This window comes from Facklamia sp. P12932, from assembly GCF_050409545.1.
Lineage (GTDB): Bacteria > Bacillota > Bacilli > Lactobacillales > Aerococcaceae > Facklamia.
On the sequence record NZ_JBNUPG010000002.1, the window covers coordinates 159,278 to 172,235 of the forward strand.

Below are 12,958 nucleotides of genomic sequence, written 5' to 3' on the forward strand. Positions count from 1 at the left end.
TCTCTTAAATCGTTTAAACTATTTTTTCTTTGATTATCTCATTCATAGTGTTTTTTCACTTGCGAAGTTGGCTTTCTTTTCGCATTAGCCGGTACTTTGGTAGATTTAGAGTTTAGCTATGACTTATTTTTCTCAATCAATTTTTTAGCCCCTGGTCTTTTAATGCTCGTTCTAACCATTATTTTTACTTTAAAAACTTCTTATCTCGAGCAGTTTGTTTTAATTGTTTGAATATAAGCAATTTAATTGAATCCCGACAATTCGTTGAAGAAATAGATAGCCAGTCCGCAAAAGTGAAAGTCGAAGATATCCGAATAGGAAAGTCTGATTATTCCAATGATCAGGGAATTATCTATATTAATAAGATTTTCTATGACCAAATTGGTTCAGTCTTTATAAAGAAAATTCAGATTCGATTAGCCATCATTGACATCACTCTTCTTATTCTTAATGCCTTAAAGTATTTTGTTTTAGGTATAATGATCGTCTATTTATTTGGACCCAAACGTTTTAAACTGAGATAAAATTGAAGTTTCACAAAAAAAGACGCTTTTTATAATCTTTCATGACTGAAAATTGGGTTGATTTAGAAGGCGTTTTTTTTAAGATTTTTTTAATAACTAAATATCTCGTCTTTTAACAATTAAACAAATAACCAGAGGCAATCAGTGTACTGACCCCTATAGTTGGACCATGAAATTCAACTTTAGGGAGTCTTATTATGGCAAAATATAACTTAGATTTTAACATCATCCACAACAAATATCCTTTAAACACATCTCTCATTTTCTCAACTCTCTCGATAGCCTGATTCATATTTTCTATCAATGACAATAACCTTACTGCCATCACATATCATACACATATTCGTGAATTCAACTTTTTCTATCATTTATCAAAACTCCTGTAAATTATAATTTATCTTTTTTCATGCTTTTTAGAGCAAAATAATTAATTTATTGATCTAATAGTATTTCATTTCATATTTTGTTTCTCTAGTAGAGGGTTTGAAATCTAGTGTTTATCGTTACTATCTTCCGTTTTCATAATTATGACACAAGACCCGGGTGTTAAATCGTATAGTAATATCAACACTTATAAAATACAAATTTTATATCTATTCAGGTGAATTGCTAACCTTATAAACTCAAATTTATAATATTCTTATCTCAATACCAACTACACCATACTCTTGCTGTTTTTCTTTTGGATAGTATACATCCATATCAGCTGATGAAGCCTGATTAATATTGTCGATAGTATAACCACATCGCAATAAAGATAATGACTCATACAACTTATCAAATGATGGAAATTTATGTAATGCAACCACGACAGCACTTAATTTACATTCACTATTCTCAGTATTTGTAAACTTAATGAAATCTCCAACTTGTATCATTTGCCTTTTTTCATCTAACAATCGCAATTCAATATCTTTTTGCTTATACTTTATTTTATAAAAAGGTTCAGGATGTAAGTTCATATAATGAATCAAATTATTCACCTCCCTAATGATTTACTGTTTACAATATTTATTATCGAAAAACCCTGCTACATAGTACATCAATAACTCATTTTTTTGATTTTAAACTTTGTTAGAAGCTCTAAAACCCTTGTATTTACTTGACTATTTGCCTGTGTCATTATTATGACACGAAACCCAGATGTAAACTCCTAAAATTTCTTACTAACTCTTGATTATTAACGTTATAAGATCCATAACTTTATCAACATGAATATCTTCTTTAATCAAATAATTCCATAGACTAACATTCGGCCATAAAAATAAATCTACAATCCTTCGATAATCATCCCAAACACTCTGCTCGATATTATCTAAATCATAAATTTTAAAAACATGATTCAGTAAATCATTACGATAGTCGGTCATTTTCTCGAAGCTTTCTTTCGCCGTTAGATTCTCAAAATCATACATAGATAATTCATATCTTGTTTCGTTAAGAATATTATTATTATTCACTACCGTTCCAGACATATTAAAATCAATTAGACCCACAAATTCATTCTTATTAACTAAAATATTTGTTGCATTAAGATCGCCTTGTATGGAGCACTTTCTTAATTGAGGCAGAACTTCTTTTATTCCATTCCTACAGTTCTGATTTACCTCATCTAATGTAGAAATTAAATTTGATTGGTTTTATAGACAATAAGCATTCTCTTAATAAATGATAATTTTGTTCTTTCTCATCAATTTTTTCTTCTCAATCTGGTAATTCAATGATTGACCACATACTCCATCTACTCATCAAATCTTTATTTGAATTTTTTGCCATATATTTGGCAGTATTTTTTAACACTTAAAATTTTATATTGTCTGAATAGTCATTGAAGTTACAGATTTCGTATGGAACATATTCTTCAATCCAAGAAACAAATTCTATTTTTTCCAAGTTAAATTCATATAAGTAATTTCCATCGGGAGATTGAAGGTAACTTGGTACATAAATGCACTATTGTTATAGTTATCAATCACTTTAATCAGTTCAATAAAGTCATTTTGAGTTAATTCATTTTTTGAATTAATTTTAATGACCCAATCCTTATTGACATAAAAATTAATTCTAATATCAGTTTTTGAGGGACTTGTATCGTTACCAAAGGCGATTGTTTTATTGTCTATTTGGATATAATCACATATGTCATGGAATAGCTTGCCTTCATCTTTAATGCTCTCCACTATTAATTTATAGCCCATTACTCCCCCAGTTTACTATTCTATTTCTATTCGAGGGTCTGGAAACCCCGTATTCATCGTTATTATTTGCCGTTATCATAATTATGACACGAGACCCACAGGCTGGATCTATTATGATGTCTGATGGGGTTGGCTTTACCAGTTCGACCATCATCTTTATAATATGTCTAGGTGTTCTAAACTGTCCATTTGTACCTGATGTAGATAGCTTAGATAGTAAGTACTCATAAAGATCTCCCTTTAAATCTCCTTCTAAAACTAAACTATCTATTGCTGTTACAATTTTCTCTAACATTTGAGCTGTAGGAATTTGAAACATTACATCTGTCATAAATTTAGAAAAGGAGGATCCTTCATTGCTATTCAAGTCTTTTATAAATGGAAATACTCCTTCAACAATCGTTTTATGCATTTTTTCTGCTTCAAACTCTTTGAAATTGTGCCATCTCAAGTCTTCATAATCAAAGCTGTTTTTGTATTTTTTACTATTCCCTTTAAATATAATTTTTGGTTCAAGACCTAATATATTCGCTTCTGCTTCACTTTGTAATTGTTTATCATCTAATGTTTTTATAAAGATGAGATATGTAAATTACTCGATAACAGTTAACGGATTAGTAACTCCACCCGTCCAAAATGTTTCCCATATTCTTTCTACTTTATTCTTTAATTCACCTGTCAACATATTTTCCCTCCTATAAAATTCAATTTAAATATACCTTTAATTTATTACATTAAATATTAAATTTTTATTTAAATTGAATTTCCGCGCACTAATCCTATACAAATTATTTTGTTAATAGTGAGTTCTTCATTTTCACCCTCACAAAACCCTAGTTTGGCCTAATTATATAATTAAAACCTATGATTTTAAACGGAATATTTACATAAGTTTCGCTTCATCTGAATTGAAGACTCTTTTCATACAAAAACACTCCCATCAAATTCATTTTCCTTGAATCCAATGGGAGTGTTCTAAAGTTTTGTACTATTATTCAGTTTCAGTCCAATACTAAGCTCATTACATTAGTAAGTCTGTGTTTTATCTTCTACTAACCATTTGTCAATTGTTTACGAATAGACGAAGAAGAAAATTCGACCACTAGAATGAGCACAACCAGTCCTACTAGAATGGCTCCTACTTGCGACCAACGGTTGGAGGACATGGCAAATTTAAGGGGTGCACCAATTCCTCCCCCTCCTACCAGACCTAAAATAGAAGCATCCCTTAAATTCATATCGAAGCGGAAAATAATTGTTGATAGTAAACTAGACCATAATTGAGGAATAATCCCACAACGAATCTTCTCGAAAGTATTGCAGCCAGCTGCATCGAGCGCTTCTAAAATGGATTTATCCATATCGTCAATGGCTTCACTAAATAACTTGGTTAACATACCAATGGAAGTCACTGAGATCGTCATAACGCCTGCAAAAGGTCCTGGACCCGTCACCCGAATAAACATTAGACCATAGACAAAGGCTGGAATGGTTCGAATAGCCATCACCAAAAAACGGGTCATCACTACAACAGGAACCGGAACCACTTTACTCGATGCTAGAAAAGAAAGAGGAAAGGAGAAGACTGCTCCGACCAGAGTCCCTAAAAAGGCGATCGCCATCGTCTCCAATAATAAATAAGGAACCGACTGTTTCGTAAGATTAAAAAGCAGTTCTCTGTCTGGGTTAACAATTCCTTGGATGATACTTACAGCAAAAGTGATGCCCCGCTTAGCAAGCCCCACTTCATCAATGGTTGAAGCAGACCAGACGACTAGCCCAACTACTAACATCGTCCAAGCCAATACTTGCCAGCGATTCGTATCTTTACTTTCATACATTTGATTAATTTTATCTACCATGACTACCTCCTATGTTAACCTTGCTCTTAGATAGCGACTGATACTTTCAATCACCACTACCGTTAAGAACAGACAAAGCAGGATCATTCCGACATTCTGATATTCTCGCCAACCTAGATTCTCATCGAGAATAATGCCGATTCCTCCTGCCCCAACATAACCTAAAATAGCAGCGTGGCGAACATTTCCTTCGAAAGTGTATAAGGCTACTGACAGATAAGTTGGAAGCACTTGCGGTTTAATCGCTCCGAGAAAACTATACATTTTATTCGCTCCTAAGGCTTCCATGGCTTCATAAGGCAACATATCCGCTGTCTCAATGGCTTCATAAAGTTGTTTAGCTATGAAAGAAAAGGTGAATAAAGCAATTGCCAAGGTCCCTGCAAAAGTCCCTAAGCCAAAAATATAAGTCAAAATCAAAGCGGTCACTAAGGTTGGTAAAGTTCTGATTAGACTCAACAATAGTTTTAAAAGACTAGTTATCCAGTGATTTCTAGTTAAGTTAGTGGCAGACCACATGGCATAAGGTATCGCTAAAAGCGCACCAATAAAAGTCCCCAGTACAGACATTTTAATCGTATCGAGCAGCGGAGGGATTACCTCATTAAAATAAGCCGTATTGGGTGGTACCATCCGTTTTAAAATAACAAAGAATTCCTCACCACGCTTGATTAAAACTTGTAAATCAAAACCAGTCATTTTAGCTGATAAATAAATCAATAAAGTAATCAATAAAACAATTAACAAGGTAAAAGAGCGCTTCTTATACACCTTCTTGCCATTTGAAAGCACGATTTCTTTGGGACGCATAAATGAAAGTATTGGATTATTCATAGGAGTCACGTTCCTCTTCAGTGCTTTGTCCTTTATAAATATGGTTTAGGACTTCTTGGGTGACTTCATTTGAAGGCCCATCATAAACAATTGCTCCTTCGCGAATGCCAATAATCCGATCACAATATTCAAGCGCCAATTCCACATGATGAATATTGATGATGACGGTGATGTTGTCTGATTGATTGATATTCTGGAAATCTCGCATCACTACAGCAGCGGTGACTGGGTCCAAAGAAGCAACAGGCTCATCGGCTAGAATAATGCGTGGATCTTGCGCCAAAGTCCTAGCCAGTGCCACCCGCTGTTGTTGACCACCCGATAGTTGGTCGACTCGCGTATAGGCCTTATCAAGAATTCCTACCCTGTCCAAAGCTTCCAAGGCTTTTATTTCTTCTTCCTTCTTGTAATAGCCAATCAAGACGCGCCAAAAAGGGATATCAGGGACAAAAGCCGATAAGACATTGGTGATGACTTTTGCACGAGTTACTAAGTTAAAAGACTGAAAAATCATCCCGATCTTACGTCGGAACTGACGCAAGCTCTTACCTTTTAAGCCACTCACATCCACCCCATCAACCGTTAATTTTCCTTCTGAAATGGAATGCATTTTATTAACCGTTCGAATGAGAGTGGACTTACCTGCACCCGATAAACCAATAATGCCAACGAATTCTCCTTGATCAATCTCCAAATTAATATCTTGTAATGCTAATACACCTTTTGGATATCTTTTATAAACTTGTTCAAATTTGATCATTGCCTTCTCCTTTTTTAATCTTTCAACTAAAGAAACACCCACCGTCCAGTGGGTGTTTTGTTTTAGACTATTTGTCGGTATTTATTATTCACCTTGTTCACGTAGAATTTTTTGTGCTTCACGTTCTGTTTCATAATCTTCAGCTTTGGCGGGTTTGTAGCCTTCATGACTATAAATGGCAATGACTTCTTTACCTTCTTCGGTTTCAGCAATATTAATGAAAGCATTTTGAAGGGCTGTTTTTAATTCGTCTGTCATTATCTCTGAAGTCTTACTTACAGAAACAGTGTCATTGTAAACATTAGGAGTAACGCCAATGACATTTGTCTCTTCCCAAATGCTCGCTTCACGTCCCATATCTTCCATCCATGCATCGACATTATCACGACGTAAGTCAGCAAAGCCAACCACCACATCTACTTGCTCGGATGCTAAACGAGCAATGGAAGAAGGATAGGAATCTGCTTGAACGACATTTGATAAGTCAGAAATTTGTTTACCATCGAATTGGTTTCCTAACCAAATGGAAGGATAAATGTAACCTGATGAAGAAGAGGAGGACATGACTGACCACTTAGCAGAGTCTAAGTCTTCCCATGTTAATTCTTCGCCATTGTTTACTTTCTCAGCTAATTCTTGGCCTTTTTCAGAAGGCCCTGCAATAATTAAGCCTTTATAATAAGAAACTTGATCTTCAATTAATTCAGTCGCTTGACCGTCATTCCAGTCTGCTGGATTCTCAGAGTCTTTCGATAAACCTTGACGGGTCGATGTAAGAAGAACGTCCACATCGTCTTCGAACAAGACATACGTTCCGCCAGGAATTAAACCAACATCAATCGTTCCTGCAGCCATACCCTCTCCGACTGCTTCATAAGATGTTCCGACAGTAATTTCGACATTCTTAACATTGAATCCTTCTTTAGCTAACTCATCAATCAAGAGCTGTTTTAAAGGCTCGGTTGTTGTAATAATTTCTTCGGGATCACGGGATGGAACAAAAGCAACTTTTAACGTCTCAATTTCAACTGCTTCTTCTTGCGCATTTACAGTAAATACATTCAAAAAAACACTTGCCAGTAGAGATAGGACCATTAATAGACTAAACTTTTTCTTCACAGATGTTACCTCCAAATATTTGATAGCTCAATTATAACGAACTAAGTAAAGTAGAGCAACTTGCTTGTTCAATTTTACATAAAGTTTACAGTAGGTAAGAAGCCATTCAATCATTCTCCTGTTATCATGTGTTTTTTTAATACTATTTTCTCATACTAAGAAAATATTTTTATTTTCGTATAAAATAAATTTGACAAAACTCTCTACATTAAAAAGCTTTTATTATTGAAACAGCAAAATCAATAATTTCAATTCCATAAAACTGACTAATGAAAACCTAAATAATGTTGTGCATTTTCTCCCTTACAATCTGGTTTCCTTAAGGGTCTTTAGAATTTGATTTTCTAGTCTACGAAAAGTAATATAAGTTTCTGTTAGAAAGTTACCACTACCGGGTGTAAAATCATGAGCAATTTCAGCGAATACAAAAGTGGATGTAGTTTATTCCTAACACATTACTAGAGCTTTTATTATTAAACCCAGGTGTTTTCTGTATATTTCCTTTGTTTTAGGTGAATTGTTAATGATTAGGAGCGCACTTATCACAAAAATCGTTTCCACCATCATTTTCCCATGTTAGTCCACATCCACAATCTGGACAATAATTTTCCCAAATAAGATCTGGATAATTAATGATTTGTCTACCTTTACTATTTAACGTTCTCTGCGTAAGTTTTTGTGCTGTATCTACTTCAATGCTATCTACTTCAAATTCTGGATAAGAATCTTCGTCTTCATTTTCATACTCATAGTGTATACGTGCAACTATCTCAATTTTTTTATTGTGATTTTCTTTTATTAAACCATATTCCATTGTAGCGTATTCTTTATCATCAGAATCCCAAATAGAGTTCTCTAAATCAAAAAATGTACAGTTAATTACAATTTCTACTAAACACTTTAAAGCAACTACTATTTCATGCTCTTCAGAGTTATAATCTATAACTACAGAGCTTAACATTTTGAAGCTCAGTTTCCTCATATTCATATCCACCAATAATGCCTTTACGATCATAATCAAACCCGTCAAGTTCGATGTTTTGTGAATTATCAAAAATTGTTCTTTAATTTCCTCAGCAAACCTATAATTAATACTATTGATGTACTTTAAAGCTTGTTGAGCGATAAGTTTATCCGTATTAATAAGATTCAATAATTCATCTATACTTTTATAAAGATAAATTCCTTTTATGTCCTCAAAATCTTTATCTCCACTTATTACATATATGGGTTGATAATCTTTTTTTCTTAAACTCTTTAACATTGAAATATTAAAAGCATCAGGAAACTCGTGCTTCTTCTTACCTGTTCCGAATGGCTTTCTGTTATTAAAATAATCATTTAGTATAGTTTTTAATTCAATACTATCTAAATCTAAATATGTTACTTCTGCCTCATTTAAATAATTATGAAATTGATTTAGCGCTTCTTGAACTACCTCTTCAGTATCCAATTTATTAAAACTATCAGCATACTTACTGTTTCTAAGAATAGCTATTTCTCTGCTATTAAAGTTTTGGTTTATTTCATTGTTTTTTTTCAACATTTTCTTTTATGTGCTTATTTGCCTCTCCAACAATTATCTCACTTGTAAGAAAATTGATAGCACCCTTTTTAACTTGTTTTTTTAGCAATCCTAATCTACTTTTATCACTTATATCAAAACTTTGACTTTCAAATATTTGTGTATCAACAAAAACATTTAATGGAAACTCTAATTCTTCTTTACCTTCCAATTCTTCCTCCTTTTTAATAATTAACAAATTATATCTATTCCAATACGCCTTTTAGAACAATCGTGAGCCATAATTGGTCTAAAAAATACACCAATCCTTATTTTGTATCTATAGTACGTGGCTTGAAAGCCAGTGTTCATCGTTACTATCTGCCGTTGTCATAATTATGACACGAAACCCGGGGCTTTTTATATTCAATGAACAATTTAGGTTTACACAAGATATTCTACACTATGTAGCTAAAACTAAGCCTAATTGTACATATAGTTTATTATTTTCTAATTTCTTCCACCGGATAGCATTGATAAAACATCTTGGCTAATTTATTTATTTCATCTTTAGCCCCAACCTTACCCAATGCCCAAAAAACTAACCCTATTGATTCTAAATCACTAGCAAAACTTTCAAAACTATCTATTATTATTGGCAGTATTGAATCATCTTCAAGTCTTCCCATTGCATATGTAGAGTCATAAGGGTATTGGTTTATTATTTTTATTGTATTTTCTTCTAATACACCTTCAATTAAAACTTCAATTATACGAGTTCTCCAATATCCTTCTTCAATTTCAGATAAAACAAAATTCAAATCCTTTGGTTCTAGAAAACCTACTTTATAATTTCTAGCAATAAGCTCCAAAATTCTTTTATCAAAGGTCTCTCTATACAATTCTAATAATTTGTTAATACTTTCTTTGCACTGAGAATTTCTTTTAAAATAATCAAACCCTACTTCTCTTCTAGCTTTTCTTCTATGCTTAAAACAAGACATTGCATATTTATAAGAGATTTCACTTGGCAATATTCTAAGTAATTTTTTAAGTAAGCTATCACTTTTATACCTATATTTAGATGGAATTTCTTCCCCTTCTTTAATCGTTCGTTCAACTAAAGAAATTAAATACTCTATTTGGATATCAGTGTATTTTTTTAAATAAATATAGTCTCCAATTCTATTTAAAATATTTTCACAATGATTGAAAATAGAAAAAGAACTTATTTTTAACAATTCAATTAACTCATTTAAAGTAAGGCAATTAAACTTAGCTCTCTCTATATCTTTTTCAATTTTTTTAATCTTTGTCTCTTGAGTATCATATTTACTAAATCTCATATATATTCTACTTTCTTTTTCTCCTATTTTAAAAATTCTCCTTCTGCTGTTTTCCCGTCTATCTTAATCATCCATTCAAACCTACCCCTTCTTATAACTGAAGTTAAGAGAACAGGATTATCTGCTTCCTTTTTACCTATTACTTTATCTATTTCCCAATGTCCTAATTCTTACGTTATTGCCAATATTAAAAACAATTTCTAATATTAAATTTTAATCAAACCTATATACATACATTTTCAAAGTAGTATTCTAAAAAGCACATCAATCCATATTAAATTTCTTAATAGAGCGCTTAAAAGCTAGTGTTCACCGTTACTATCTACCATTATCATAATTATGAAATGAGACCCAGATGATAAATCTTATAGCTTTTATTAAAGCTAAATAAAACATGTGGTTAATATCTTACAATCCAAAACTTTTTGGAGACATTTCAATTCTCAACATATTACAAAACTGAATTCCAAATCTTATAAATTCAAAAGAAACAGACGTGACTATATTATCATTTAGAATATAACCTTCTTCAATAGGTTTTGTTATACAATTATTCCAATCCTTCATATATTTAAGATCAGCCTCACTGTATCCCTCCTGTAGCAAACCTTCTTTATCTGTTCCTATCATAAAAGCCTTGCCATTTAATATGCCGGCTCTTACCAGCAAAATAGGAGCAATAGAAATGGCACCTATTATTTTACCTTCAAACTTTTTAATAAATTCAATTATTTCATGATCTTCAACTGCTGAACGTATATCAACCGCACCGGGTAATAAGAGACTATCATATCTCTCTATGTTTAAATCATAAATTGTTTGATCTGGGAGAACTTTTAGACCTTCTTCACATTTAACTATATCTTTAGTTTTTGCAAATACATCAATCCTTCTACCATTTAAGGGCAAAGTTTCTAATGCCACACTTATTTCAAAATAACAAAATTGATCATATATAAGCACTGCTGTTTTGTTCATTAGTTAACCTCCACATATTTTGCTATGTTTCATTTCTCCAGTAGAAGCCTAGAACCCAGTCACCATCGCTACTATGTACCGTTGTCATAATTATGACACAAAACTCACCTGTGAAATCATAAAGTAATATCAACACTTATATATACTAAGTTTTCTAGATATTCAGGTGGACTGTTAATCCAATAAACTGGGATTTGTAGAACTAAAGCTTTTCTAAATACTTTTTACCATTTTTATATTGTTGTATCGGGTTCCATCCTTCAAAATGTAGGCATTAGGAGTTTCTCCCACTTGGATGAATCCGCATTTCTCATAAAGAACCCTGCCTCTTTCATTACCTGAGAAATAGTCAAGCTCAAGTTGGGAAAGGCCCCATTCTTTAGCATAGTCTTCGAGAACTTGAAGTAACTTCTTCCCTATTCCTAAGTTCCAGAATTCTTTTAGCACAGCAAGGGCAACATTTCCTCGATGGCGCATTTTCTGTTTTCTTAGTCTTATTATTGTGCCGCTTGCAATCAGTCTTCCATCCATTTCAACAACAATCATAAGTGTATTATCAGATTCATTAAAGCCTTTGATCATTTTTGCTTCCTCTTCAACAGTTATGGTTATTTCTTCTGGATAGGAATTCAAAAAGTCAGATTCTCCCATAATGGTTTTCAAATATTTAACAGTTTCTGCAGCGTCTTTTACTTGAATCTCTCGAATTTTACAGATTCTGCCATCTTTTAGTTCAAAATTTTCTGGTGTATATTTCATATTTATCCCCCACATAAATTTAAATTTCTACTTTTTCCTAGTATTATTTTTAGAGGAAAATAATCATCTGTTGCTCTAAAAAGCACTTAACTCGACATTTCGTTTCCTTAGTAGAAGGTTTGAACCCAGTTTTCATCTTTACTATTTGCTCTTTTCATAACTTTGACACTAGGTTCGGGTGAAAAATATTACGCAATATCAATGGTTGTAGATTCAAACTCTTCATTGTTTTAGAAGAGTTTGTTACTTAACAAACTGAGATTGGTTAGTTTTAAATTACTTATTAAGATATTCTAAGAAACGTTTTTTTAATTGTTCGATTACATCTTCATTATCAATAAAATCTTCAAAAGCTAGCATTTCATACTTTTGTCCCTCTTCTCCAAATTTTATATTCTCGATTTGACTATCACATATATTAGCAACCATAAAAACTGATTTTTCTCCTGCATTTGTGATGCTTTCATGGTATTTGGTCCATACAATATTTGATTCAGAAATATCAATAGCTAATTCTTCTTTAACCTCTCTTCTCATAGTTTCATATGGTGATTCTTCATTTTCTCTTCCACCACCAGCTAAATCCCACATATTAGGATAAGGAATGTTTGGGAGATTATCTCTTAAAATAGTTAATACTTTCCCTTTATTAATGAGTGCTACTTTAACACCTATAAAATTCAATTGATTCATGATTAAACCTCCTCAATCTAATTATGTTTTTGCTCTTTTAAATTTTAAGAATAAACTAACTCAATAATCACTCTAAAAGGTAGATCATTCTTTAATTTGTTTTCCTAGTAGAAAGTTTTTAAACTCAACATCAATCACCGTTATTTGCATTATGGCTAATTATGACACGAAATCGAGCAGTAGTGCCTAAAAATTTAGATCCAGCCAATTTATTTTGCAACTATATAAGCCTTTTTTTAGTGCAGATAGTTTTTACAAAAATCGCTTTTTTAAATTCTTCGTGTAAATCATCCATGAATTAATAATTGCGATAAAATTGTTATAGTACTCACAACAATGATTATATAAATCTCGTTCTTATTCTTACTCTCTTTCAAAATC

The 12,958-nt window shown here is 32.4% G+C and carries 14 protein-coding genes and 2 pseudogenes; 1 reads left to right on the forward strand and 15 read right to left on the reverse strand.

What is annotated here, in order from left to right:
* The first annotated feature begins 227 nt into the window (after positions 1 to 227).
* The gene (locus ACQV2P_RS01525; protein WP_428882446.1) at positions 228 to 524 is read left to right on the forward strand and encodes a hypothetical protein; all 297 of its coding nucleotides are present in this window, start codon (positions 228 to 230) and stop codon (positions 522 to 524) included.
* 629 nt (positions 525 to 1,153) lie between these two features.
* On the opposite strand, the gene ACQV2P_RS01530 is transcribed toward ACQV2P_RS01525, so the two are convergent.
* The 15 genes and pseudogenes from ACQV2P_RS01530 to ACQV2P_RS01600 form a co-directional block, all read right to left on the reverse strand.
* Positions 1,154 to 1,507, reverse strand: coding sequence for an ASCH domain-containing protein (locus ACQV2P_RS01530; RefSeq protein ID WP_428875274.1), 354 nt, complete (start codon positions 1,505 to 1,507; stop codon positions 1,154 to 1,156).
* A 183-nt stretch (positions 1,508 to 1,690) separates the two neighbouring features.
* Positions 1,691 to 2,020, reverse strand: a complete 330-nt coding sequence (locus tag ACQV2P_RS01535; RefSeq protein WP_428875275.1) for a hypothetical protein — start codon at positions 2,018 to 2,020, stop codon at positions 1,691 to 1,693.
* 384 nt (positions 2,021 to 2,404) lie between these two features.
* Positions 2,405 to 2,722: a hypothetical protein gene (locus tag ACQV2P_RS01540; protein WP_428875276.1), complete on the reverse strand. Its 318-nt coding sequence runs from the start codon at positions 2,720 to 2,722 to the stop codon at positions 2,405 to 2,407.
* A 91-nt stretch (positions 2,723 to 2,813) separates the two neighbouring features.
* Positions 2,814 to 2,960, reverse strand: a pseudogene (locus tag ACQV2P_RS01545) (N-6 DNA methylase); the annotation flags it as partial.
* Between the two features lie 45 nt (positions 2,961 to 3,005).
* A pseudogene (locus ACQV2P_RS01550) lies at positions 3,006 to 3,302 on the reverse strand (type I restriction-modification system subunit M N-terminal domain-containing protein); the annotation flags it as partial.
* 472 nt (positions 3,303 to 3,774) lie between these two features.
* Positions 3,775 to 4,584, reverse strand: coding sequence for a phosphonate ABC transporter, permease protein PhnE (gene phnE, locus ACQV2P_RS01555; protein ID WP_428875277.1), 810 nt, complete (start codon positions 4,582 to 4,584; stop codon positions 3,775 to 3,777).
* A gap of 9 nt (positions 4,585 to 4,593) precedes the next feature.
* Positions 4,594 to 5,418, reverse strand: coding sequence for a phosphonate ABC transporter, permease protein PhnE (phnE, locus tag ACQV2P_RS01560; protein ID WP_428874091.1), 825 nt, complete (start codon positions 5,416 to 5,418; stop codon positions 4,594 to 4,596).
* Positions 5,411 to 6,178, reverse strand: a complete 768-nt coding sequence (gene phnC, locus ACQV2P_RS01565; protein WP_428874090.1) for a phosphonate ABC transporter ATP-binding protein — start codon at positions 6,176 to 6,178, stop codon at positions 5,411 to 5,413. The genes phnE (ACQV2P_RS01560) and phnC overlap by 8 nt, the downstream gene beginning before the upstream one ends.
* 84 nt (positions 6,179 to 6,262) lie before the next feature.
* On the reverse strand, positions 6,263 to 7,297 hold the full coding sequence (locus ACQV2P_RS01570) for a phosphate/phosphite/phosphonate ABC transporter substrate-binding protein (protein WP_428875279.1): 1,035 nt from the start codon (positions 7,295 to 7,297) through the stop codon (positions 6,263 to 6,265).
* Positions 7,298 to 7,817: 520 nt separating this feature from the next.
* The gene (locus tag ACQV2P_RS01575; RefSeq protein WP_428875280.1) at positions 7,818 to 8,843 is read right to left on the reverse strand and encodes a PIN domain-containing protein; all 1,026 of its coding nucleotides are present in this window, start codon (positions 8,841 to 8,843) and stop codon (positions 7,818 to 7,820) included.
* Positions 8,824 to 9,033 (reverse strand): PIN domain-containing protein, encoded by a 210-nt coding sequence (locus ACQV2P_RS01580; protein ID WP_428875281.1) that lies wholly within the window; start codon positions 9,031 to 9,033, stop codon positions 8,824 to 8,826. The genes ACQV2P_RS01575 and ACQV2P_RS01580 overlap by 20 nt, the downstream gene beginning before the upstream one ends.
* 271 nt (positions 9,034 to 9,304) lie before the next feature.
* Complete coding sequence (locus ACQV2P_RS01585) at positions 9,305 to 10,147, reverse strand: hypothetical protein (protein WP_428882448.1); 843 nt, start codon at positions 10,145 to 10,147, stop codon at positions 9,305 to 9,307.
* 408 nt (positions 10,148 to 10,555) lie between these two features.
* A complete protein-coding gene (locus ACQV2P_RS01590; protein WP_428875283.1) occupies positions 10,556 to 11,125 on the reverse strand; it encodes a DJ-1/PfpI family protein in 570 nt (189 codons plus the stop codon).
* A 213-nt stretch (positions 11,126 to 11,338) separates the two neighbouring features.
* Positions 11,339 to 11,884 carry an N-acetyltransferase family protein gene (locus tag ACQV2P_RS01595; protein WP_428882450.1) on the reverse strand — a complete coding sequence of 182 codons (546 nt, stop codon included), beginning with the start codon at positions 11,882 to 11,884 and terminating at the stop codon, positions 11,339 to 11,341.
* A 276-nt stretch (positions 11,885 to 12,160) separates the two neighbouring features.
* A complete protein-coding gene (locus ACQV2P_RS01600; protein WP_428876215.1) occupies positions 12,161 to 12,577 on the reverse strand; it encodes an NUDIX domain-containing protein in 417 nt (138 codons plus the stop codon).
* Positions 12,578 to 12,958 lie beyond the last annotated feature (381 nt).